22 protein-coding genes are annotated in these 21948 nt (G+C 70.2%); 13 read left to right on the forward strand and 9 right to left on the reverse strand.

The window, feature by feature from the left end; all coding sequences use genetic code 11:
* Positions 1–21: 21 nt before the first annotated feature.
* Entirely contained in the window at positions 22–783 is a 762-nt protein-coding gene (locus LRD69_RS29500) for a GNAT family N-acetyltransferase (protein ID WP_277324485.1), read from the reverse strand.
* Positions 784–966: 183 nt separating this feature from the next.
* Here LRD69_RS29500 and LRD69_RS29505 point away from each other — a divergent pair, with 183 nt between their 5' ends.
* Positions 967–1707: a YoaK family protein gene (locus LRD69_RS29505; protein ID WP_277324484.1), complete on the forward strand. Its 741-nt coding sequence runs from the start codon at positions 967–969 to the stop codon at positions 1705–1707.
* Between the two features lie 42 nt (positions 1708–1749).
* Here LRD69_RS29505 and LRD69_RS29510 read toward each other — a convergent pair whose 3' ends face one another.
* The gene (locus LRD69_RS29510) at positions 1750–2562 is read right to left on the reverse strand and encodes a helix-turn-helix transcriptional regulator (protein WP_277324483.1); all 813 of its coding nucleotides are present in this window, start codon (positions 2560–2562) and stop codon (positions 1750–1752) included.
* A gap of 62 nt (positions 2563–2624) precedes the next feature.
* Here LRD69_RS29510 and LRD69_RS29515 point away from each other — a divergent pair, with 62 nt between their 5' ends.
* Positions 2625–2930 (forward strand): 4a-hydroxytetrahydrobiopterin dehydratase, encoded by a 306-nt coding sequence (locus tag LRD69_RS29515; RefSeq protein ID WP_277324482.1) that lies wholly within the window; start codon positions 2625–2627, stop codon positions 2928–2930.
* A gap of 150 nt (positions 2931–3080) precedes the next feature.
* Positions 3081–3677 (forward strand): MBL fold metallo-hydrolase, encoded by a 597-nt coding sequence (locus LRD69_RS29520; RefSeq protein WP_277324481.1) that lies wholly within the window; start codon positions 3081–3083, stop codon positions 3675–3677.
* Between the two features lie 142 nt (positions 3678–3819).
* Here LRD69_RS29520 and LRD69_RS29525 read toward each other — a convergent pair whose 3' ends face one another.
* Complete coding sequence (locus LRD69_RS29525; protein ID WP_277324480.1) at positions 3820–4224, reverse strand: DUF5997 family protein; 405 nt, start codon at positions 4222–4224, stop codon at positions 3820–3822.
* 58 nt (positions 4225–4282) lie between these two features.
* On the opposite strand from LRD69_RS29525, the gene LRD69_RS29530 reads away from it, so the two are divergent.
* The 3 genes from LRD69_RS29530 (at position 4283) to LRD69_RS29540 (ending at position 6942) form a co-directional block, all read left to right on the forward strand.
* Entirely contained in the window at positions 4283–5056 is a 774-nt protein-coding gene (locus tag LRD69_RS29530) for a LysR family substrate-binding domain-containing protein (RefSeq protein ID WP_277324479.1), read from the forward strand.
* Between the two features lie 77 nt (positions 5057–5133).
* Positions 5134–5877, forward strand: a complete 744-nt coding sequence (locus LRD69_RS29535; RefSeq protein ID WP_277324478.1) for a class I SAM-dependent methyltransferase — start codon at positions 5134–5136, stop codon at positions 5875–5877.
* Between the two features lie 135 nt (positions 5878–6012).
* On the forward strand, positions 6013–6942 hold the full coding sequence (locus LRD69_RS29540; protein WP_277324477.1) for a class I SAM-dependent methyltransferase: 930 nt from the start codon (positions 6013–6015) through the stop codon (positions 6940–6942).
* 862 nt (positions 6943–7804) lie between these two features.
* On the opposite strand, the gene LRD69_RS29545 is transcribed toward LRD69_RS29540, so the two are convergent.
* From LRD69_RS29545 to LRD69_RS29560, 4 genes are all read right to left on the reverse strand, one after another.
* Positions 7805–8278 (reverse strand): RICIN domain-containing protein, encoded by a 474-nt coding sequence (locus LRD69_RS29545; protein ID WP_277324476.1) that lies wholly within the window; start codon positions 8276–8278, stop codon positions 7805–7807.
* A gap of 89 nt (positions 8279–8367) precedes the next feature.
* A complete protein-coding gene (locus LRD69_RS29550) occupies positions 8368–9204 on the reverse strand; it encodes an aldo/keto reductase (RefSeq protein ID WP_277324475.1) in 837 nt (278 codons plus the stop codon).
* 111 nt (positions 9205–9315) lie between these two features.
* Positions 9316–11115 (reverse strand): long-chain fatty acid--CoA ligase, encoded by a 1800-nt coding sequence (locus tag LRD69_RS29555; protein ID WP_277324474.1) that lies wholly within the window; start codon positions 11113–11115, stop codon positions 9316–9318.
* A 228-nt stretch (positions 11116–11343) separates the two neighbouring features.
* The gene (locus tag LRD69_RS29560) at positions 11344–12255 is read right to left on the reverse strand and encodes a LysR substrate-binding domain-containing protein (RefSeq protein ID WP_277329571.1); all 912 of its coding nucleotides are present in this window, start codon (positions 12253–12255) and stop codon (positions 11344–11346) included.
* A 108-nt stretch (positions 12256–12363) separates the two neighbouring features.
* On the opposite strand from LRD69_RS29560, the gene LRD69_RS29565 reads away from it, so the two are divergent.
* Positions 12364–13410 carry a bile acid:sodium symporter family protein gene (locus tag LRD69_RS29565; protein ID WP_277324473.1) on the forward strand — a complete coding sequence of 349 codons (1047 nt, stop codon included), beginning with the start codon at positions 12364–12366 and terminating at the stop codon, positions 13408–13410.
* A gap of 132 nt (positions 13411–13542) precedes the next feature.
* Here the strand turns inward: LRD69_RS29565 and fdhD are convergent, their stop codons facing one another.
* Both fdhD and LRD69_RS29575 read right to left on the reverse strand, forming a co-directional pair.
* A complete protein-coding gene (gene fdhD, locus LRD69_RS29570) occupies positions 13543–14391 on the reverse strand; it encodes a formate dehydrogenase accessory sulfurtransferase FdhD (protein WP_277324472.1) in 849 nt (282 codons plus the stop codon).
* A 5-nt stretch (positions 14392–14396) separates the two neighbouring features.
* Entirely contained in the window at positions 14397–14735 is a 339-nt protein-coding gene (locus LRD69_RS29575; protein ID WP_277324471.1) for a 2-dehydropantoate 2-reductase N-terminal domain-containing protein, read from the reverse strand.
* A gap of 212 nt (positions 14736–14947) precedes the next feature.
* Between LRD69_RS29575 and LRD69_RS29580 the strand changes: the two genes are divergently transcribed.
* The 6 genes from LRD69_RS29580 to LRD69_RS29605 all read left to right on the forward strand — a co-directional run bounded on the left by LRD69_RS29580 (position 14948) and on the right by LRD69_RS29605 (position 21935).
* On the forward strand, positions 14948–15904 hold the full coding sequence (locus tag LRD69_RS29580; RefSeq protein ID WP_277324470.1) for a beta-ketoacyl-ACP synthase III: 957 nt from the start codon (positions 14948–14950) through the stop codon (positions 15902–15904).
* A gap of 64 nt (positions 15905–15968) precedes the next feature.
* Positions 15969–16646 carry a GntR family transcriptional regulator gene (locus tag LRD69_RS29585; protein ID WP_277324469.1) on the forward strand — a complete coding sequence of 226 codons (678 nt, stop codon included), beginning with the start codon at positions 15969–15971 and terminating at the stop codon, positions 16644–16646.
* A 243-nt stretch (positions 16647–16889) separates the two neighbouring features.
* Positions 16890–18071, forward strand: a complete 1182-nt coding sequence (locus LRD69_RS29590; protein ID WP_277324468.1) for an ROK family transcriptional regulator — start codon at positions 16890–16892, stop codon at positions 18069–18071.
* Between the two features lie 145 nt (positions 18072–18216).
* A complete protein-coding gene (locus tag LRD69_RS29595) occupies positions 18217–19752 on the forward strand; it encodes a sugar ABC transporter ATP-binding protein (protein ID WP_277324467.1) in 1536 nt (511 codons plus the stop codon).
* The gene (locus tag LRD69_RS29600) at positions 19749–20798 is read left to right on the forward strand and encodes an ABC transporter permease (RefSeq protein WP_277324466.1); all 1050 of its coding nucleotides are present in this window, start codon (positions 19749–19751) and stop codon (positions 20796–20798) included. The genes LRD69_RS29595 and LRD69_RS29600 overlap by 4 nt, the downstream gene beginning before the upstream one ends.
* 99 nt (positions 20799–20897) lie before the next feature.
* Complete coding sequence (locus LRD69_RS29605; protein WP_277324465.1) at positions 20898–21935, forward strand: substrate-binding domain-containing protein; 1038 nt, start codon at positions 20898–20900, stop codon at positions 21933–21935.
* Positions 21936–21948: the final 13 nt, after the last annotated feature.

A 21948-nucleotide genomic window follows, 5' to 3' on the forward strand; every position in this document is an offset into this window, starting at 1 on the left:
GGCACCGGTTCATCCCCGCCGTCAGCGGTTGAGGAAGGAGTAGCTGCGGCCGAGCTCGGTGAAGCCGCGGCAGGAGTACCACTCGCGCGGCCAGTCGGTCGCGTCCGCGACGAGGAAGAGCTGCGGGATCCCGGCAGAGGCGGCCAACGCCAGCCCTGTGGCGAGCAAGGTGTCTCCGTGGCCCTGCTTACGGTGCAGCACAGCGGTGACGAGGTCCTCCAGCTGAGCCAGCCCGGCGGTTCGGTCGAGGTAGAGGTCGGCCCAGGCCGCGACCTCCCCATCCGGTGTCCGGGCGGCCAGGAAGGACACCTTCTCGGCGCCGCGCAGGCGGGCGGTACGGCGCTCGGTGAGCTGTCGAGCGAGATCCTCGTCCAAGCCCCAGTCCAGCTGCTGGCGGAACACCGCCGCTCGCAGCTCGGCCAGCTCGACCGGGTGCGCGGCAGGTTCGGGCAGCGCGCAGCCAGCTGTCTCCCGGGCCAGTATCAGCTCGGTGTCCCGGTCGTAGCCGGCCGCCGCCAGCACCGGGGTGGCCCGCTCCCCGAGCGCCTCGTCCAGCACCGTGATCCGGTACTGCTGGCGCGGTCCGAGGCCCTGCGCAGCCAGTTCGGGCAGTGCGGCCGGGTCGGCGTCTGAGGCGTGGACGATCAGTTGGTTGTGCTCCTGGGATTGGGGGAAGTCCGAGTCGCGGACGGCGAAGGCCCCGGGCAGCTCGACGGTCTCAGAGGCCTGGCGGCGGGCGAAGGCGGCGCGGAAGGCGGTCACGCGCTCAAGCAGATCCGACATCTTTGTCATGATCGTCCCGCCCACTGCCGGGGGCAACACCTTTTCCCTACCGGCGGACGCTCTTACACAGCGTGTGCCGCCCCCACCCAGCGGTGCGGGGGCGGCACACGCTGCGGCGGTCCTCCGTTCCGCACCCCGATCACGGCACAATCCTGATTCCGTCCTGGTGATTGGAGCGTGCCCATGCCCGTCCTGTTTCGTGAGGCATGGGCCACCCTCGTACCGGACATGACCGACCGGCACGGGCCGTTGCCGCCCATGATGCTCGCCCTGACCGTCGTCACCGGACTGGTCGACGCGGTGAGCTTTCTGCAGCTCGGCCGGGTCTTCGTCGCCAACATGACCGGCAATGTGGTCTTCTCCGGCTTCGCGGTGGCCGGAGCCCCGGGCTTCTCGGTCACCGCCTCGCTCGTGGCGCTCGTCTCGTTCATCGCCGGTGCGGTGCTCAGTGGCCTGCTCGTGCACCGTCACGCCCACCGGGGCAAGATGCTCCAGTACGCGCTCCTGGCCGAAACCCTGTGCTTCACGGCCGCCGTGATCGTCACCCAGACGTCCGGCAGCCCGTACGTCGGCGAGGTCCGCTTCACCCTCATCGTGCTGCTCGCCCTGGGCCTCGGCGTGCAGAACGCCGCCGCGCGTGCCCTCGCGGTCCCCGACCTCATGACCACCGTGCTGACCCTCACCATCACCGGCATCGCCGCCGACAGCCGCCTCGTCGGAGGGACGGGCAGCAAGGCAGGGCGACGGGTGCTCTCCGCCTGCGCCATGCTGCTCGGCGCCGTCGCCGGCACCTTCGCCTTCCTGCACGGACACCCGGCGCTGCCGCTGCTCTTCGCTCTGATCATCCTGGCCGGGGTGACTGCGGCCGCAACCGTACTGGCGCGCGCCGATGCCCCGTGGATCCGCCCGCTCGCCAAGAACTGACACGCCGTCGGGCCCGACGGGGCAGGACCTGACGCCCGGCGGTCACGGTGCGAGTGACCGCAGATACGCGGCGGTTTCCTGATCGGCGGGCAGAAACGTCTCGATCGCCAGCTCGGACACCGTCACGTCCATCGGCGTATTGAACGTCGCGATGGAGGAGACGAAGGACAGCACCCGACCGTCGTGCTCGATCACCAGCGGCAGCGCGAACGACAGCGCCGAAAGCGGCCGCGCCGGCTCGTCCCGACCGCCGGAGAACTCCTCGGGGAGCGGATAGGCGGCGACCTCCTCGTACAGCTCGCGCAGCTCCGCCGACCGGACCAACGCGATCTGACGCTCCATCTGTGCCAGCAGATCGGCCCGCCACTCGCGCAGATTGCGGATGCGCGGTGCCAGACCCTGCGGATGGAGGGTGAGCCGCATGGCGTTCAGCGGCGGCGTTAGCAGATGCTCCGCCACCCCGTCCAACAGCATCGCGATACCCCGATTGGCGGCCACCACGGTGTACGTGCCGTCGACGACGAGTGCCGGATACGGGTCGTACCCCTGCAACAGCTGCTCCATGCCGTCGCGCAGCGCGCCCATCGCCGGGTCGTCGAAGGCGGTCTCGGCGTACCGGGGCGCGTAACCGCCCACGAGCAGAAGGGTGTTGCGTTCCCGGACCGGTATGTCGAGGTGCTCGGCCAGCCGCAGGATCATCTCTTCGCTGGGGCGGGAACGCCCCGTCTCGATGAACGAGATGTGGCGGGCCGAGGAGTCGGCGCGCAGGGCCAGCTCCAGCTGACTGATCCGGCGCTGCTCCCGCCAGCTGCGCAGTAGTGGCCCTACCCCCGTGTCAGGCGCGACAGTTGTCATACGGAGACCGTAACGTCACCGCCACCGCCCATCACCGACCGACCTCGTGAGGGAGCCGCCCCGTGCCCACCGAACCGCTGTCGCAGAAAGAGATCGAGGACCGGCTGCGCGAGCTGCCCGGCTGGGCGCTGGAGGGAGACCGGATCACCCGCACGTACCGGCTCGCCTCGCACTTCGCCGCCGCCGCGCTGACCGTCCATGTCGCCCAGATCCAGGACGAGCTGAACCACCACTCGGATCTGACACTCGGCTACAACACCGTCTCCCTGGCGGTGCACACGCACGACGCGGGCGGCGTGGTCACCGAGAAGGACATGACGCTGGCGGCGCGGCTGGAGGCGATCGCTCCGGGGCACGGGGCGCACTGACGGAGGGGGACGCCGCGCACAGGAGGAACGGGGTGCCCGCGCTCGTCAGGGCGCGGGCCATGACACGCGCCGGCGGGAGCGTGGCCCGGCACGGCCCGCGTGTCCGTCCCAGCGGTTCGGGGTGCCGTGGCCTGGGTACGTCTGTGCGCCATGCGGATCACGAAATACACCCACGCATGTGTACGGCTTGAACACGAAGGCCGAGTGCTCGTCATCGATCCCGGGACGTGGAGCGAGCCTGCCGCCCTGACCGGTGCCGACGCCGTGCTGGTGACTCACGAACACGCCGACCACATCGACGCCCTTCGCCTGGCGGGACTCGGTGTGCCGGTCCACGCCCCCGCCGAAGCGGACATTCCACGGCTGCAGGTCACCGGGGTGTCCACCGGCGATACGTTCACCGCCGCCGGCTTCCGTGTACGGGCGGTCGGCGGCCGTCACGCGTTCATCTACGGTGACCAACCGGACTGTGCGAACCTCGGTTACATCGTCGACGAGGCGCTCTACCACCCCGGTGACTCGCTGCACGTGCCCGACCAGCCGATCGAGACGCTCCTGGTCCCGGCCCACGGCTCGTGGATGAAGACGGCGGAGGCGATCGACTTCGTCAAGGCGATCGAACCGCAGCGGGCCTTCGCAATCCACGATGCCCAGATCAACGAGCGCGGCCTCAGCAGCCTCAACGGGTGGCTCGCCCAGGAGACCGACAGCGGCTACCGGTATCTGAGGCCCGGCGAATCGGCCTGAGAGATGCGCCGGAAGACCCGCCGCGGGACGATCTTGCAGCGCCTCAGCGTGCCGTGGCCGGGCGCAGCGCATCGGAGGGTGGGCCTACGCCGACGCCTCCGGCTCTGCGTACGGAGCCGGAGGCGTTGTGCGTGTGCGGCGGTCAGGAACGAGGACGGTCGGCCTGCTCGCTCCGCTCCGCGTTCTTCTCCTTGATGCGCACTGCTTCCTTCCGGACCTCGGCCTGGGTGGCGCGTTCCTTCTGCAGCCACTCGGGGAGGTCCTTCTTCAGCGCGTCGATCTGCTCCGTGGTGAGGGCGTCCGTGATTCCGCCCCGGGCCAGACCCGAGATGGAGATGCCGAGCTTCGCCGCGACCACCGGGCGCGGGTGCGGGCCGTTGCGGCGCAGCTCCTGCAGCCACTCGGGCGGATCGGCCTGCAGCGCGTTCAGCTCGCTGCGCGAGACGACACCCTCCTGGAACTCGGCGGGGGTGGCCTCGAGGTACACACCCAGCTTCTTTGCCGCGGTCGCGGGCTTCATCGTCTGGGTGGTCTGGTGGGACGTCATGGTGTCAAGAGTAGCGAGCGTGTGCGATACCTCCGACCACGACCGGTAACCTGGCGGGGTGACAGGCTCCCAGGTACCCCCTTCTTTCCGGCTCGCTTATGTACCGGGCGTGACGCCGACGAAGTGGGTGCGTATCTGGAACGAGCGGCTGCCGGACATCCCGCTGGCCCTCGTCGCGGTGACTCCTGCCGAGGCCCCGGACGTGTTGCGGGCCGGTGGTGCCGACGCGGGTTTCGTGCGGTTGCCGATGGACCGGACGGACCTCAGCGCGATCCCTCTCTACACCGAGACGACGGTGGTCGTGGTCCCGAAGGACCACCTGATCGCGGCGGTCGAGGAGGTGTCCGTGGACGATCTGGCCGACGACATCGTGCTGCATCCCCTCGACGACACCCTCGACTGGGAGCGTCCGCCGGGACAGTCCGCGAACGAGCGCCCCGCCACGACTGCGGATGCCATCGAACTGGTGGCGGCCGGGGTGGGTCTTCTCGTCGTCCCGCAGTCCCTGGCCCGTCTGCACCATCGCAAGGACCTCACGTACCGGCCGGTCACCGGTGTCCCCGAGTCGCGCGTCGCGCTGTCGTGGCCGGAGGATGCGACCACCGACATGGTGGAGGACTTCATCGGGATCGTCCGCGGCCGCACCGTGAACAGTTCCCGGGGGCGCACCGCCACTGCGCCACAGCCGAAGGAGCGCAAGCGCCCCGACGGGGGCGACGCACGGCGCAAGCCCGCAGCCGGCAAGTCGGCGGGCAGGAGTCCGCGGGGCGGGTCCGCCGGATCCGGCGGCTCCAAGGGCGCCAAGCGCGGCAAGCCCCGCCGCCGGTCGTAGGCCCGGACTTCGCCCGCATCCACGCGTTCCCGGCTTTCCCCATCCGGGATTCGGCCCGGTGACCTACAGTCGCACGCATGTTGGACTACAACACCGAAGCGGCTGTCTACGACGCGACCCGCGGCGGCGTGCCCAGGGCCGAATCCGCAGCCCGCGCCGTGCTGGACCTGGTCCCGGAATCCGCCCGCACGCTGCTGGACATCGGTTGCGGTACGGGGCTCGTCGGCGAACGGATCGTGCTCGCTCGGCCCGGATTGAAGGTGTTCGGTACCGACGCCTCGTACGGCATGGCGAGGTTCGCCCGGCAGCGGATCGGCGCGGTGGCGCTCGCCGACGCGCGGCGGCTGCCGCTGGCTGACGGCGCGGTCGATGCGGTCGGGGCGATCTGGCTGCTGCATCTGCTGCGAGGAGCGGGGGACGTGCGGGCGGTGGTGTCCGAAGCGGCCCGGGTACTGCGGCCCGGCGGGGTGTTCGTCACCACGGTCGACAAGGACGCGGCGCACGACGTGGGCAGCGACATCGACGAGGCGTTCGCCCCGTATCTGAGGCCGAGGCCGTCCGACCGCGAGGAGCTGGTCGTCGGCTACGGGGCGGAGGCCGGGCTCGACGTCATGGGAGAGGCCCGCTTCCTCGGCCACGGCCAGGGGCGGACGCCGCGGTCGGCGGCGCGCGCGGTGCGCAAGGGCGACTTCGTCTCGCGCCTGGAGCTGCCGGGGGAGGCGGCCGAACAGCTGGCGGCGGCGCTGCTGGGCCTGCCCGACCAGGACCGGCCGCGCCCCGATCCCGAGTACCGGCTGGTGGTGTTCCGGCGCCGGGGCTGAGCCGGGCCGGTACCTGCCGGTCCGGCCCTTCCCGCAGCGCCGGCCGGGTCCTTTCGGGACCACCGGAGCGACGGCCGGTTGCCGAATCGGCAACAAAGTTTGCCGGACGTCCGATGCGCAGGGAATGTTGTGCGCATGGACAGCCACGCCGGTCACGGACCTCACCACGACGCCGCCCGCGGCCCCCACGACCGCGCCGCGCACCGTCACCACCACGACAGCGCCGACTTGGACTGGGACGTCATGGCCCCGGTTCTGGAGAAGAACGCCGAGCTCAGCAGCGCGCAGTACCGAGAGGCCGCCCAATGGATCGCGAGTCTGCCGAACGCCCCGCGGGTACGCCGGGTCCTCGACATCGGCAGCGGTCCCGGCGTGGTCACGTGTCTGCTCGCCGAGATGTTCCCCGAGGCCGAAGTCGTTGCCGTGGACGGCACCCCGGCGCTCCTGGAGCGCACCCGGGCCCGCGCCGAACGGCTGGGTCTCGGCGATCGCGTCCGCACCCTGCACGCCGAACTCCCTGACGAGCTGGCCACGCTGGGGGCCGCGGACATCGTCTGGGCGGGCAACGCGCTGCACCATATGGGTGACCAGCGCGCCGCCCTCGCCGGGTTCGCCGGTCTGCTGCGCCCCGGGGGCACCGTCGCCCTCGTCGAGGGCGGGCTGCAGCCCCGTCAGCTGCCGCGCGACATCGGGATGGGCCGGCCGGGTCTGGAGGCCAGGCTCGATGCGGTGACCGCGGACTGGTTCGAGGGTATGCGGGCGGCCCTGCCGGAGGCCAAGCGGGAGATCGAGGACTGGAGCGCCCTGTTCGCCGCAGTGGGGCTGTCGCCGCAGGGCACCCGCAGTTTCCTCCTCGACCTTCCCGCACCGCTCCCCGACCGGGCCCGCGACCCTGTCATCGCCGAATTCGCCCGGCGGCGAGAGACGTACGTCGACGCGCTCGAGGACGACGACCTCGCCGTACTCGACCGGCTGCTCGACCCCGACGACCCGGCGGGGCTGCGCCGGCGCCCGGACGTATTCCTGCTCACGGTGCGCACGGTCCACCTGGGTCGGCACACCTGACCAGGCAGAAGGCGGTCTCTCGTGCGGGCGGCGGCCGCGAGGCCCGGTGGTGTCGCGGCAGCCGAGAACCGGGGCTGCTTGCTCACCATGAATCGATCGAAGGGGGCACTGAGCCCTGGCGCCGGACGTCCGGCAGGGAGGATGGCGCTGATCATCGGGGCTCCACGCGGCACGGCCCGGACCACAGTCCACTCCACGGGGATCAGCAGACGGAGACGGATTCGCCGCGTCCGTCTGCGCCACTGCGGCTGAGCACGAGCCCCCGCGCAGTGAGATCCCGAGCCCGGTCACGCCGGCGTCACACCACGGCAATGCCCCCCGTTCCACGATGGCCGGTACGGGGCAGGCGCATCCCACCTTCGCAAGCAAGGACACTGTCATGGTGAGAAGAATCCGGCACCGAAAAGCTTCTCTGATAGGCGCATCGTGCCTGGTCACGATGATCGTCGGCGGGACGGGCGCGGTGAGCGCCGCGGCAGCGCCGCAGGGCCTGGCCACGGCCGCGGCGCCGGGCACGCATATCTGCCTCCAGACGGAGCCACCGATCTGTCCCGAGCATCCCTCGGGTATGCAGCCAGGAAATGTGGAGCGGGGGCAGGGCAGGCCGAACAATCGGCTGGAGCAGCCACAGGGGCCGGGCACGTCGAGCACCCTGCTGCTGGAGGTGGGCAGGGGGCAGAACCCGGAGGGCGGGATCCGGATCCGTCCCACGAACCCGCCTCCCGTGCTGACGCCTTCGACGGGGCTGGGCAACTGCAGGTGCGTCACGGCTCCGTGCGTGTGCCCGAACGGTCTCCCGCCGACGCCGTGACCATGTCTGCGTGAAGGCCCGGTGGCGGAGTGCAGCGCGACAGGACAGTCCTCAGACGACCGGCTCCAACTGCCACCACTGGCCGGGGGAGTCGGTGTCCTCCCCCTGCTGGACGTTGGCGCCGTCCGCCGTACTGCCGTCGGCCACTTCGAGGACGAGGCCGCTGATGAAGCTGACCAGCGTCACGGTGCCCGATGCCTCCAGGTGCTGTTCGATCAGCCACTCCTGGGCGCCGTAGTTGTTGGCTTTCCACTGCTGGACGTTGGCGCCGTTCTCCGTGGAGGCGTTGGCGACGTCCAGTCGTTTGCCGCTGTGGACGTTGGTCAGGTGGTAGAGGGCGGCGCCCTCGTGCACGGGGGAGAGCTGCCACTGCTGGGCGCCCGCCCCGTCCTCCCTCTCCCTGCCCTGCTGCACATTCGCGCCACTGCCCCTGGCGGAGCCGTGGACCTCCAGCAGCAGCCCGCTGCCGACATTGCGCAGCCGGTACGGACCGGCTGCGACGACGGGCGCGGTCTCGCCGCTCATGTGCGGTCCTCCAGGGTCAGGCATGCGACCGCCGCCCGGCGGGAGGCCGGGCGGCGGTCGTGCGCGATGCGGTGGTGGAGCGGCAGGGCTCAGGCGCCTGCGTTGAACTCGCCCGGGTTGGGGCCGAGACGCCTGTCCTCGTCCAGCGCGGCGAACGCGGCGAGGTCGTCGGCGTCCAGCTCGAAGTCGAACAGATCGATGTTCTCAGCGATCCGCGACGGCGTCACGGACTTCGGAATCACCACATTGCCCGTCTGGAGGTGCCAGCGGAGTACCACCTGCGCGGGCGTGCGACCGTGCTTCCGGGCGATCGCGACGACCGTCGGAACCTCCAGGAGACCCCGGCCCGAACCCAGCGGCGACCAGGCCTCGGTCGCGATGCCGTGCTTGGCGTGGAAGGCGCGCGACTCGGCCTGCTGGAGCTGCGGGTGCAGTTCGATCTGGTTGATCACGGGGACCACGGAGGTCTCGCCGAGCAGGCGCTCCAGGTGCTCGGGCAGGAAGTTCGAGACACCGATGGCCTTCGCGCGCCCGTCCGCGTAGATCCTCTCGAAGGCCTTGTAGGTGTCGATGTACGCGTCCTTGGCCGGCACCGGCCAGTGGATCAGGTACAGGTCGACATAGTCGAGACCCAGCTTCTCCAGCGAGGCGTCGAAGGCGCGGAGCGTGGAGTCGTAGCCCTGTTCGCTGTTCCACAGCTTTGTGGTGATGAACAGCTCTTCGCGGGCGACACCGGAGGCGGCGACGGCCTCGCCGGTGCCCTTCTCGTTCTCGTAGATCGCGGCGGTGTCGATGCTCCGGTACCCGGACTCGATGGCCGTCGTGACCGCCTCCGCGGCCTCGCTGTCCGGCACCTGCCAGACACCGAACCCGAGCTGCGGCATCTCGATGCCGTTGTTGAGGGTGAGGGAGGGGACCTTGCTCACGAGCGGTCGATCCTTACGTCGTCGGTTTCGTACTCCCATGGTCAACGATCAAGGGCCGTGATGCATTCCCCTGCGAGAGGCATTTCAGGACTGCTCCCCGCGGGCGGCACCTCAGCCGTACAGCGCGTCGACCTCGGTCGCGTACGCCGTCTCGATCGCCTTCCGCTTCAGTTTCAGCGACGGGGTCAGCATGCCGTGCTCCTCGGTGAACTGATGCGCCAGAATCCGGAACGTACGGATCGACTCGGCCTGCGACACCGCCGTATTGGCGGCCACCACCGCCCGCCGGACCTCCATCTCCAGATCCGGGTCGCGCACCAGGTTCGCCGCGTTCATCGGCGGCCGCCCCTGCATCGAGAGCCAGTGGTCGACGGACTCCTGGTCCACAGTCACCAGCGCCGCGATGTACGGCCGGTCGTTGCCCACCACGATGCACTGCGCGACCAGCGGATGCGCCCGGACCCGCTCCTCCAGGCCGGCCGGCGACACACTCTTGCCGCCCGACGTCACCAGGATCTCCTTCTTCCGCCCGGTGATGGTCAGATAGCCGTCCTCGTCGAGCGCGCCCAGGTCGCCGGTGGCCAGCCAGCCGTCGTGCAGCACCGCGTCGGTGGACTTCGGGTCGCCCAGATAGCCGCCGAAGACATTGCCGCCGTACACCCACACCTCGCCGTCGTCGGCGATGTGCACGGTGGTGCCGGGGATCGGCTGCCCGACCGTGCCGTACCGGGTGCGCTCCGGCGGATTGGCGGTGGCTGCCGCCGTCGACTCGGTCAGCCCGTACCCCTCGTAGACCGTGATGCCCGCGCCCTCGAAGAACAGGCCGAGCTGCCGCTCCATGCCGGAGCCGCCCGACATGGCGTGCCGCACCCGGCCGCCCATCGCGTCGCGGACCTTCTTGTACACGACCTTGTCGAAGAACTGGTGCTGCATCCGCAGCCCCGGCGACGGGCCGGGGCCGGTGCCGAACGCCTTGTGCTCCATCGCCTCCGCGTACTTCACCGCGACGTCGAAGGCCTTGTCGAACGGCCCGAGCTTGCCCTCGGCCTCGGCCTTGCGCCGGGCCCCGTTGAAGACCTTCTCGAAGATGTACGGCACCGCCAGGATGAAGGTCGGCCGGAACGTCACCAGGTCCGGCATCAGTGCCTTCGCCGACAGCTCCGGCTGATGGCCCAGCTTCACCCGGCCGCGGATCGCCGTGATCTCCACCATACGGCCGAAGACGTGCGCCAGCGGCAGGAAGAGGAGCGTCGCGGCCTCGTCGCCCGGTTTGGAGTGGAAGACCGGCTCCCAGCGCGAGGCCATGGTGTCCGTCTCGAACATGAAGTTGGCGTGGGTGATCACACAGCCCTTGGGGCGGCCCGTCGTCCCCGAGGTGTAGATCACGGTCGCCACGGACTCGGGCGTCACCGCCCGCCGGTGCCGGTGCACGACCTCGTCCTCGACATGGGCGCCCGCGTCGACGAGCTCGGCCACCGCGTCGGCGTCCAGCTGCCACAGCCGTCTCAGCAGCGGCAGCCGGTCGATCACCGAGGCGATCGTCATCGCATGGTCCTCGTGCTCGACCATGACGGCGGACACCTCGGCGTCGTGCAGCATCCAGAAGACCTGCTCCGCCGAGGACGTCGGATAGACGGGGACGGACTGCGCGCCGACCGTCCACAGTGCGAAGTCGAAGAGGGTCCACTCGTAGCGGGTGCGGGACATCAGGGCGACCCGGTCACCGAACCGGACTCCATGGGCGATCAGCCCCTTGGCGAGCGCGAGCACCTCGTCGCGGAACGTGGCCGCGGTGACATCGCGCCACTGTCCGGCCGCGTCCTTCCGGCCGAGCGCGACCCGGTGCGGATCCTCCTCCGCGTAGTCGAAGACGGCATCAGCCAGCCCGCCGACATGGGGCGCGGCCGCCATGGGTGGGACCGTGAACTCGCGCAATGAACTGCTCCTTGTGGCGCTCCGCACAGCGCCGTGACGCTACCCGATCGGACGGCGCAGCGGGAGAGCCCCGAAGCGGCGGACAGTGTGGGATATGCACAGGTCAGCCACAGATATCCGGCCAGATGGGCAAGGCTCGGGCGCGCTTCTGCCGGAGGAGTATGCAGCTCGCGCGGGAATCTCCACCGAATCTGTACGCCACGGTCACGCGCCGTCGCGTCCGCCGATCGCGTTGATCCCCCCGACGGAACGGATGAGCCGGTCGCCCCCCGCCAGGATCGCCGCCGCAAGAGCATCCGCGGCCTCCTGCGCCGCGTCCCGGCGTCGGCCGTGCAGCAGGACGAAGTCCACATCGCCGAGTTCCGGCAGACCCGCCCTGGCCGGCACCGGGGCCAGTCCCGGCGGGATGAGGCCGCGGGTGTGCGCCATGACGCCCAGCCCGGCGTGGGCGGCCGCGATCAGTCCGCTCAGACTCGTGCTCGTGCAGGCGACCCGCCAGGACCTGCCGTGCTCCTCCAGCACCTCCAGAGCGCGGGCGCGGGTGATGCCCGGCGGCGGGAAGAGGACCAACGGAACCGGGCGGTCCGGATCGACCCGCACATGCGGTGCACCGATCCAGGTCAGCGCGTCCTGCCAGACCAGCTCGCCGTGCGTGTCGCCGGCCCGCCGCTTGGCGAGCACCAGATCGAGCCGGCCCGCCGCCAGCTGCTGGTGCAGCGTGCCGGACAGCTCCACGGTCAGCTCCAGCTCGACGTCCGGGTGGTCGCGGCGGAACGCCTCGAGGATCTCCGGCAGCCGGGTCAGTACGAAATCCTCGGAGGCCCCGAACCGCAGTCGGCCGCGCAGCCGCGTCCCGGTGAAGAACGCCGCAGCCCGCTCGTGGGCCTGCAGGATCGTCCGCGCGAAGCCGAGCATCGCCTCACCGTCCACGGTGAGATCGACCCGGTGCGTGTCCCGGGTGAACAACTGCCGTCCCGTCGCATCCTCCAGCCGCCGCACATGCTGGCTGACCGTCGACTGCTGCACACCCAGCCGGCGGGCGGCCTGGGTGAAACTCAGCGTCTGGGCGACGGCGAGAAAGGTACGCAGCTGCGCAGGGTCGTACATAGCGCCCAGGCTATCGCGAAGCGTGATGACAGTGAGAGTGGTATATGGGATTCCCGATTGCGGTGATCAAGAGCAGGATGGAGAGGGCACGACCTGAACGAGAGACACGTGGAGCACATGAGCCGCCGCACAATGAAGCTGCCGTCCTGGCTGCCGATCGACCCCTACATCCTCGCGTTGATCGGCACCGTCGTGCTTGCGGCGCTGCTGCCCGCGTCGGGCGCCGCCGCCGATGTGGCGGGCGGCGTCTCCACCGGAGCGGTCGCCCTCCTCTTCTTCCTGTACGGCGCCCGCCTCTCGACCGCCGAGGCGCTCGACGGCCTCAGGCACTGGCGGCTCCATCTGACGGTCCTGGCCTGCACGTTCGTCGCGTTCCCGCTGCTGGGGCTGGCGGGTGAGGGCCTCGTTCCGTACGTCCTGACACCAGAGCTCTACAGCGGCTTCCTCTTCCTCTGCCTCGTCCCGTCGACGATCCAGTCGTCGATCGCCTTCACCTCGATCGCCCGCGGCAACGTGCCCGCGGCGATCTGCGCGGGCTCCTTCTCCTCGCTCGCCGGCATCTTCGTCACGCCGCTGCTCGCCGCCGCACTGCTCGGCAACAGCGGCGGCGGATTCTCCGCGGACGCGCTGCTGAAGATCGGGGTCCAGCTGCTGCTGCCGTTCGCTGCCGGGCAGTTGCTGCGCCGCTGGATCGGCGGTTTCCTCACCCGGCACAAGAAGGTGCTCGGCTATGTCGACCGGGGATCGATCCTGCTGGTCGTCTACACCGCGTTCAGCGAGGGCATGGTCGCCGGTATCTGGCACCAGGTCACCCCGGTCCGGCTCGGCGCGCTGCTCGTCGCCGAAGCGGCGCTGCTCGCGCTGATGCTGGCATTGACCTGGTACGGGGCGAAGCGGCTCGGCTTCGACCGGGGGGACCGGATCGCCATTCAGTTCGCCGGTTCGAAGAAGAGCCTGGCCTCGGGCCTGCCGATGGCGAGCGTGCTCTTCGGGGCGCAGGCGAGCCTGGCCGTGCTGCCGCTGATGCTCTTCCACCAGATGCAGCTGATGGTGTGCGCGGTGATCGCGAAGCGTCGCTCGCGCGACCCGGAGGAGGAGTTCCGGGAGCGGCCGACGGCTCCGGCCGGCGGCCGGATGGCGGAGGAGCCGGTCGCGGTGGGCTGATGCGCCCGCCCGCGGGGTTGCGTGGACCGTGTGCGGCGTCGTTCGACGATGCACTCAGGGGGGAGGGACCGGCCGGCGCAGGGGGCGCTCCCCGCCGGCCGGACCCCTGACCCGTGTCGCGGGCCGGGCGGCTCAGCCCGTGCCGACCGTCGCCTCCAGGGCGATGCGGTGGTCACCCGCGTACACGTTCATGGACGGACCCCGCAGAAAGCCGACCAGGGTCAGTCCGGTCTCGGCCGCCAGATCGACGGCGAGCGACGACGGTGCCGAGACGGCGGCGAGCACCGGGATCCCGGCCATCACCGCCTTCTGGGCCAGTTCGAACGAGGCCCGTCCCGACACCAGCAGGATCGCCCGGGACAGCGGCAGCCGGCCGTCGGTCAGCGCCCGGCCCACGAGCTTGTCGACCGCGTTGTGCCGGCCGACGTCCTCCCGGATGTCGAGCAGTTCCCCCGTCTCGGAGAACAGTGCCGCCGCGTGCAGACCCCCGGTCCGGTCGAAGACCCGCTGCGACTCGCGCAGCCGGTCGGGGAGGGCCGAGAGCAGCGCGGGCTCGACCCGGACCGGGGGAGTGTCTGCGATGGGGTGCCGGGTGGTGGTGCGGACCGCGTCGAGGCTCGCCTTGCCGCACAGCCCGCAGGACGACGTCGTGTAGACGTTGCGCTCGAGCGTGATGTCGGGGACCTCCACGCCGGGTGCGAGCTTCACATCCACCACGTTGTACGTGTTCACGCCGTCCGCCGTCGCCCCTGCGCAGTACACGATCGACTGCACTTCGGACCCGTCGCCGATCACGCCCTCGCTGACGAGGAACCCCGCGGCCAGCGCGAAGTCGTCGCCGGGCGTGCGCATCGTGATGGCCAGCGGCCGGCCGTTCAGCCGGATCTCCAGGGGCTCCTCGGCGACAAGGGTGTCGGGGCGGGCGGAGACCACTCCGTCCCGGATGCGGATGGTGCGGCGGCGCTCGGTGACCCGTCCCATGGCGGTTAAACCCGATTCTGTACGTGTTGGAAGCCGAAACGGCCCTTGATGCAGAGATTGCCATGGCCGTGGGTCACCGGGTTGTCGTGCGGTGAGGTGACCTTGGCGATCTCATTGTCCTGCACATGGAGGGTGACGTTGCGTCCGACACCGCAGTGGACACACGCCGAGTCGGTGAGCGGCGCCTCGTGCTCCGTGGAGATGCGGGCGTCGAAGCCGCGGCCCGCGACGGCGAATCCATTCGGCCGCCCGCGGGCGATGAGACTGACCTCGGCGTCGGCGTGGTGCAGGGCGGCCCCGGCATGGGCGCCGATCGCACCGGCGCCGACAACTGTGACTTTCACGGGGCTCTCCGTTCGGTAAGGGACCGAGCGAGGGAACAGGAGACGACGTCAAGTCGACAGAATATTGTCTACAGTATGCGGAGAGGGGGGTCAAGGCTGTCGTCAAGCCTCCAACCCCCGGCCGGTAATCCTGTGGGATCACGTGCCCCCGTACCGGGCGGTAGCCACCAAGACTGGATAGTTCCTGCCATACGTAGCGAGGGGACCCGTACATGACCGGCTCACGTGTAGTGGCGCTCGGCCACTATCAGCCCGCCAGGGTGCTCACCAACGACGATCTGGCCGCCATGGTCGACACCAGCGACGAGTGGATCACCAGCCGTGTCGGGATCAGGACCCGCCATGTGGGAGGTCCTGACGAGCCGGTGGACGAGCTGGCCGCGCACGCGGCGGCCAAGGCGCTGGCCACGGCCGGTCTGCTCCCTGCGGATATCGATCTGGTCCTCGTCGCGACCTCCACCGCAATCGACCGTTCGCCGAGCATGTCGGCTCGGGTCGCCGCCCGCCTCGGTATGGGTTCGCCGGCCGTGATGGACATCAACGTCGTCTGCTCCGGCTTCACCCACGCCCTGGCCACCGCTGACCACGCCATCCGGGCGGGCGCCGCCACCCGGGCGCTGGTGATCGGTGCCGACAAGATGGGTGATGTCGCCGACTGGACCGACCGCTCCAGCTGTGTCCTCCTCGGCGACGGCGCGGGCGCCGCGGTCGTGGTCGCGGACCCGCAGGGAGGCGGCGACGCCGCGCCCGGAATCGGGCCCGTGCTGTGGGGCTCGGTGCCGGAGATGGGCCGTGCGGTACGGATCGAGGGGACGCCGCCGCGCTTCGCCCAGGAGGGGCAGTCCGTCTACCGCTGGGCCACCACCCAGCTGCCGCCCATCGCGCGCGAGGTGTGCGAAAGGGCCGGTGTCGCCCCCGAGGACCTCGGCGCGGTGGTACTGCATCAGGCCAACTTGCGGATCATCGAACCGGTTGCCAAGAAGATCGGTGCGGTCAACGCGGTCATCGCCCGGGATGTGGTGGATTCGGGCAATACATCCGCGGCCTCGATCCCGATGGCCCTGTCCAAGCTGATCGAACGTGGCGAGGTCGAGAGCGGCGCCCCGGCGCTCCTTTTCGGATTCGGCGGGAATCTCTCGTACGCGGGTCAGGTGATCCTCTGTCCCTGAGCCCCATTGCGCTCGGTAGACTGTAGACGATAAGCAATTGCTCGTCGCCCGGAGGGGGACCGCGATGTTGTCCACAGGACTGCCGCAAGGGGCCGTGCCGAAGCTGGAACGGCCCGGTCCGCTGCGCGAGCGCGTCTATGAGGCGCTGCTCGAACTGATCACCACGCGTGCGCTCCGCCCCGGCCAGCATCTGGTCGAGAGCGAGCTCGCGGGGCACCTCGGTGTGTCCCGCCAGCCAGTGCGCGAGGCGTTGCAGCGGTTGAACACCGAGGGCTGGGTCGATCTGCGGCCCGCGCAGGGTGCGTTCGTCCACGAACCCACCGAGGAGGAGGCGGACCAGCTGCTCTCGGTCCGTACGCTCCTGGAGGCGGAGGCCGCCCGGCTGGCCGCGGCCAATTCGGGCACGGCCGGCATTGCCGCGCTGGAGGAGCTCTGCGCCAAGGGTGAGCAGGCCGTCGCCGCCGACGATGTGGATCTCGCCGTTGCCACCAATGCGGAGTTCCATGCCAAGGTCATGGAGCTGGCGGGCAATGTCGTCCTCGCCGAACTCGCCGGACAGGTCGACCGCCGGGTCCGCTGGTACTACACGCCGGTGGCCCGCCAGCGTGGCACCCAGTCCTGGATCGAGCACCGCGCCCTGATCTCGGCGATCTCCTCGCGCGACGAACAGCGCGCCACGGAGGTCATGCGGGCTCACACGGAGCACACCCGCAGGACCTACCACCAGCGCGAAGAGGGCTAGAGCCTTACGTTCGGATCAGGGCCGGGGCGTGGCGCCCCGGCCCTTTCTGCGTTGCCCGCCGCGCGACCGTCCCCGCGTCGCGGGGACCTCGTGTCGGCGAAGGCGTACGTCTTTGTCCTGCGGGTGGAGAAAGTTGGAGCGGATTCCTGCTCAACTTCTTCCCACTCCGGGCAAGCGCTGCTACGTTCCACTCGAAAGCCCGACGGACAAGGCCGACGCGGCGGGGAGGGGCGCGTGAGACGTATGACGGCACGACCCGCGAATGCGCATCAGGCGCGGCTACTGCGGCTGTTGCGCGACGGCGGGCCCAACTCGCGGGCGCAGCTGGGGGATCAGGTCGACCTCTCCCGTTCCAAGCTCGCCGTCGAAGTGGACCGGCTGCTGGAGACCGGACTTGTCGTGGCCGACGGACTCGCCGCCTCCCGTGGCGGCCGCCGTTCGCACAACATCCGGCTCGCTCCCGCACTGCGCTTCCTCGGCGTCGACATCGGTGCCACATCGATCGATGTGGCAGTCACCAACGCGGAGCTGGAGGTCCTCGGTCACCTCAACCACCCCATGGACGTACGCGAGGGGCCCGTCGCGGTCTTCGAGCAGGTGCTGTCCCTGGCTGCCAAGCTCCGGGCCTCCGGGCTCGCGGAGGGCTTCGACGGCGCGGGCATCGGCGTACCCGGACCGGTCCGCTTCCCCGAAGGCGTACCGGTCGCACCCCCGATCATGCCCGGCTGGGACGGCTTCCCGGTCCGCGAGGCGCTCAGTCAGGAACTGGGCTGCCCCGTCATGGTCGACAACGACGTGAACCTGATGGCGATGGGGGAGCAGCACGCGGGCGTCGCACGCTCCGTGGGCGACTTCCTCTGCGTCAAGATCGGTACCGGCATCGGCTGCGGAATCGTCGTCGGCGGCGACGTCTACCGCGGTACGACGGGCAGCGCGGGCGACATCGGCCATATTCAGGTCGAGCCCGACGGGCGTGCCTGCGCCTGCGGCAACCGGGGTTGCCTGGAAGCCCACTTCAGCGGCGCGGCGCTCGCCCACGACGCCGAGGAGGCGGCACGGTCCGGACAGTCGCCGGAGCTCGCGGCCCGGCTGGAGGCGGCCGGTCGGCTCACCGCCGCCGATGTCGCCGCGGCGGCCGCGGCCGGAGACGAGACCTCGCTCGATCTGATCCGCGAAGGCGGCAACCGGGTCGGTCAGGTCATCGCCGGACTCGTCAGCTTCTTCAACCCCGGACTGGTGGTGATCGGCGGTGGTGTGACCGGCCTCGGCCACACGCTTCTGGCCAGCGTCCGGACCCAGGTCTACCGGCAGTCCCTGCCGCTGGCCACCGGCAATCTCCCCATTGTGCTGGGTGAGTTGGGACCGGCCGCAGGAGTGATCGGCGCCGCCCGGCTCATCAGCGACCACCTGTTCTCACCGGCCTGATCACCGGCCGGCTGCACGTCACCAGCGAGATATCGGAAACCGAGCACCACCCGTACCTGGCACAGCCTTGCCCGCTCACCGGCCCTTCCCACGCTCTCGGCTTCGCTCGAGCAGGGGAGACCTCGTTTCGCCGAGGGGATTTGTCATGGCACCAGAACCACCCCTGCTCACGATGTCCGGCATCACCAAGTCGTTCCCCGGCGTGCGCGCCCTCGACGGCGTGGACCTGGAGGTCCAGGCCGGCGAAGTCCACTGCCTGCTCGGGCAGAACGGCGCCGGCAAGTCCACGCTCATCAAGGTGCTCGCCGGCGCCCACCAGCCCGACGACGGCGAAATCACCTGGCGCGGCGCACCCGTCGCACTGAAGTCTCCGATCGCCGCCATGCGCCTCGGTGTCGCCACCATCTACCAGGAACTCGACCTGGTCGAGGGTCTCTCGGTCGCCGAGAACATCTTCCTCGGACACGAACCCACCACCGCCCGCTTCGTCGTCCGTACCCGCGAGGGCCGTACGGCGGCCGCCGCACTGCTGAAGCGACTCGGTCACCCCGAGATCGATCCCGCCCGCCCGGTCGGTGCGCTCTCCGCAGCCCAGCAGCAGATCGTCTCCATGGCCAGGGCCCTCTCCCACGAGGTGCGGCTCATCGTCATGGACGAGCCGTCAGCGGCCCTCGACCCCGACGAGGTCGACAACCTCTTCCGTATCGTCGCCGCACTCACCGCCGACGGTGTCGCCGTCGTCTACATCTCCCACCGGCTGGAGGAGATCCGCCGGATCGGCGACCGGGTGACCGTACTGAAGGACGGCCGGGCCGTCGCGGTCGGTCTGCCCGCGAAGTCCACCCCGACACGGGACATCGTCGCCCTGATGACCGGCCGCAATGTCGAGTACGTCTTCCCGCCGCGCCCCGACGCGACCACGGATGCCGGGGAGACCGCCCGCCGGGAGCCCGTACTCGCCGTCGAAGGGCTGTCCAGGGAGGGCGAGTTCGCCCCGTTCGACCTGGAGGTGCGGCCCGGCGAGATCGTCGGCCTCGCCGGCCTGGTCGGCTCCGGGCGCTCCGAGATCCTGGAGACGGTCTACGGGGCACGCAGGCCGAGCTCGGGCCGGGCCCTCGTCGACGGACGGCCGCTGCGCCCCGGCAGCGTCCGAGCCGCCGTCGCCGCAGGCATCGGGCTCGCCCCCGAGGAGCGCAAGGCGCAGGCGCTGCTGATGCTCGAATCCGTCACCCGCAACGTCTCCGTCTCCTCCATGTCCCGCTTCTCCAGGGTGGGTTGGCTCGACCGCGGGGCCGAGCGCCGAGCGGCCCGTGCCGCCACCCGCGAACTGTCGCTGCGGCCCGACAACCCGGACACCCCGGTCCGCACCCTCTCCGGCGGCAACCAGCAGAAGGCCGTCCTGGCCCGCTGGCTGCTGCGCGGCTGCCGGGTGCTGCTGCTCGACGAACCGACCCGCGGCGTCGACGTCGGCGCTCGCGCCGAGCTCTACGCCGTGATCCGCCGGCTGGCCGACGAAGGCCTCGCCGTTCTGCTGGTCTCCAGCGAAGTGCCCGAAGTACTGGGCCTCGCCGACCGGGTGCTGGTGCTCCGTGAGGGCCGCGTCGTGCATACGGCGGACGCCCGGGAGCTCGACGAGCACCGCGTACTCGATCTCGTGATGGAAGGGAGCCCGACGTCATGACACAGCCCGTCTCCTCGGCGCAGCACGGTGGGCCGGACAAGGCGGCCCCGCCGGCCTCCGCCACGCTGCCGCCCTCGAAGGGCGGTGGACTGCGCGCCTTCGGGGTGCGCATGGACGTGCGCAACCTGTCGCTGCTCGGCGTCCTCGCCGTACTGATCGCCGTCGGGGGGTTCACCGAACCCGACGCCTTCCTGGACACCGGGAATCTGCAGCTGATCCTGACCCAGTCGTCCGTCATCGGCGTCGTCACCGTCGGCATGACCTTCGTCATCACCAGTGGCGGCATCGACCTGTCGGTCGGTGCGATGGTCGCGCTCGCCTCGGTCTGGGCGACCACGCTCGCCACCCAGGAGTACGGCTTCGCGGGCATCCTCTTCACCGCGGTGCTCGTCGGTGTCGGTGCCGGATTCGTCAACGGGCTGCTGATCGCGTACGGGAGGATGGTGCCGTTCATCGCGACGCTGGCCATGCTCGCCTCGGCCCGCGGCCTCGCCCTGCAGATCACCGACGGCAAGACGCAGATCGTGACCGTCCAGTCGGTCCTCGACCTCGGCCTGCCGGACTCGTACGTCCTCGGCATACCGCCCCTGGTGCTGGCGTTCGCCGCGGTCACCGTCATCGGCTGGCTGGTGCTGAACCGGACGACCTTCGGACGCCGCACGGTGGCGGTCGGCGGCAACGCGGAAGCGGCCCGGCTCGCCGGGATCGACGTACGGCGCCAGCGGCTCTATCTGTATCTGCTCTCCGGGCTGTGCTGCGGTATCGCCGCCTTCATGCTGATCATCCTGTCCGGCTCGGGACAGAACACCAACGGCAACCTGTACGAGCTCGACGCCATCGCCGCCGCGATCATCGGCGGCACCCTGCTCAGCGGCGGACGCGGCACGATCGTCGGCTCCGTCCTCGGCGTCCTCGTCTTCACCACCATCACCAATATCTTCGCGCTCAACAATCTGCAGAGCGATGTCCAGCAGATCGCGAAGGGCGCGATCATCGTCGCCGCCGTCCTGGTCCAGCGCCGAACCTCGGCCCACGGGGAGACCTGACCCCCGGTCCTCCACCCCATATCCCCTCACCGCACCCCACCCCGTCCCACCCAACAGTTCCGCATGCCACCCACGTACCGGATGAAGGGTTCGACAGCCATGCCAGAAACCAGCCGCAGAGGCCTGCTCTTCGGCACCGCAGCCGTCTCCGCGGGCGCCCTCCTCACCGCCTGCACCAGCAACGAGCCCAAGAAGTCGGAGACCGCGCAGACCAATCAGCCGGCCGCCGACGACAAGCCCGGCAAGGCGGTCACCATCGGCTTCGCCGGCCCGCAGGCCGATCACGGGTGGCTCAACGCCATCAATGACAACGCCAAGTCGCGGGCGGAGAAGTACTCCGAGGTGACCCTGGAGATCACCGAGGGCTCCAACGACACCGCCACCCAGATCGGCCAGGTCAAGACCCTCATCAACAAGAAGGTCGATGTCCTCGTCATCCTCCCCGCCGACGGCAAGGCGCTCACCCAGGTCGGTCTGGAAGCGATGAAGGCGGGCATCCCCGTCATCAACCTGGACCGCATCTTCGCCTCACCGCAGGCCTACCGCTGCTGGGTCGGCGGCGACAACTACGGCATGGGCCTCAATGCCGGTACGTTCATCGGCGAGCAGCTCAAGGACAAGGCGGACGCCAAGGTCGTCGAGCTCGCGGGTATCGACAACCTGGAGCTCACCAAGCAGCGCAGCCAGGGATTTGCCGACGCCCTCAAGAACTACCCCAACGTCAAGCTGGTCGCGCGGCAGGCCGCCGAGTTCACCGTTGAGTCCGGCCAGGCGAAGATGGCCCAACTTCTGCAGGCGCAGAAGCAGTTCGACGCACTGTGGAACCACGACGACGACCAGGGTGTCGGTGCGCTGCGCGCCATCCAGCAGGCCGGCCGGGACGAGTTCCTGATGGTCGGCGGAGCCGGGGCGAAGTCCGCCATGGACGCCATCAAGGCCGACAACAGCGTCCTGAAGGCCACCGTCCTCTACCCGCCGACGATGGCGGCGTCCGCCATCGACCTGGCGCGTGCGCTCGGCCAGGGCAAGGGCATCGGCGGTCTCTCCGAACTGGAGATCCCGACCAGCCTCACCCTCTACTCCGCCGTCGTCACCAAGGACAACATCGACCAGTACCTGCCGACGGGCTTCAGCTGATCCGCCGTCCGGG

It is taken from the genome of Streptomyces sp. JH14 (assembly GCF_029428675.1).
Taxonomy (GTDB): domain Bacteria; phylum Actinomycetota; class Actinomycetes; order Streptomycetales; family Streptomycetaceae; genus Streptomyces.

Coding starts and splice junctions, on each gene's coding strand:
- LRD69_RS29500 (WP_277324485.1), bottom strand. CDS start 783: ATGTCGGATCTGCTTGAGCGCGTGACCGCCTTCCGCGCCGCCTTCGCC.
- LRD69_RS29505 (WP_277324484.1), top strand. CDS start 967: ATGCCCGTCCTGTTTCGTGAGGCATGGGCCACCCTCGTACCGGACATG.
- LRD69_RS29510 (WP_277324483.1), bottom strand. CDS start 2,562: ATGACAACTGTCGCGCCTGACACGGGGGTAGGGCCACTACTGCGCAGC.
- LRD69_RS29520 (WP_277324481.1), top strand. CDS start 3,081: ATGCGGATCACGAAATACACCCACGCATGTGTACGGCTTGAACACGAA.
- LRD69_RS29525 (WP_277324480.1), bottom strand. CDS start 4,224: ATGACGTCCCACCAGACCACCCAGACGATGAAGCCCGCGACCGCGGCA.
- LRD69_RS29535 (WP_277324478.1), top strand. CDS start 5,134: ATGTTGGACTACAACACCGAAGCGGCTGTCTACGACGCGACCCGCGGC.
- LRD69_RS29540 (WP_277324477.1), top strand. CDS start 6,013: ATGGACAGCCACGCCGGTCACGGACCTCACCACGACGCCGCCCGCGGC.
- LRD69_RS29545 (WP_277324476.1), bottom strand. CDS start 8,278: ATGAGCGGCGAGACCGCGCCCGTCGTCGCAGCCGGTCCGTACCGGCTG.
- LRD69_RS29555 (WP_277324474.1), bottom strand. CDS start 11,115: ATGGCGGCCGCGCCCCATGTCGGCGGGCTGGCTGATGCCGTCTTCGAC.
- LRD69_RS29565 (WP_277324473.1), top strand. CDS start 12,364: ATGAGCCGCCGCACAATGAAGCTGCCGTCCTGGCTGCCGATCGACCCC.
- fdhD (WP_277324472.1), bottom strand. CDS start 14,391: ATGGGACGGGTCACCGAGCGCCGCCGCACCATCCGCATCCGGGACGGA.
- LRD69_RS29580 (WP_277324470.1), top strand. CDS start 14,948: ATGACCGGCTCACGTGTAGTGGCGCTCGGCCACTATCAGCCCGCCAGG.
- LRD69_RS29585 (WP_277324469.1), top strand. CDS start 15,969: ATGTTGTCCACAGGACTGCCGCAAGGGGCCGTGCCGAAGCTGGAACGG.
- LRD69_RS29590 (WP_277324468.1), top strand. CDS start 16,890: ATGACGGCACGACCCGCGAATGCGCATCAGGCGCGGCTACTGCGGCTG.
- LRD69_RS29595 (WP_277324467.1), top strand. CDS start 18,217: ATGGCACCAGAACCACCCCTGCTCACGATGTCCGGCATCACCAAGTCG.
- LRD69_RS29600 (WP_277324466.1), top strand. CDS start 19,749: ATGACACAGCCCGTCTCCTCGGCGCAGCACGGTGGGCCGGACAAGGCG.
- LRD69_RS29605 (WP_277324465.1), top strand. CDS start 20,898: ATGCCAGAAACCAGCCGCAGAGGCCTGCTCTTCGGCACCGCAGCCGTC.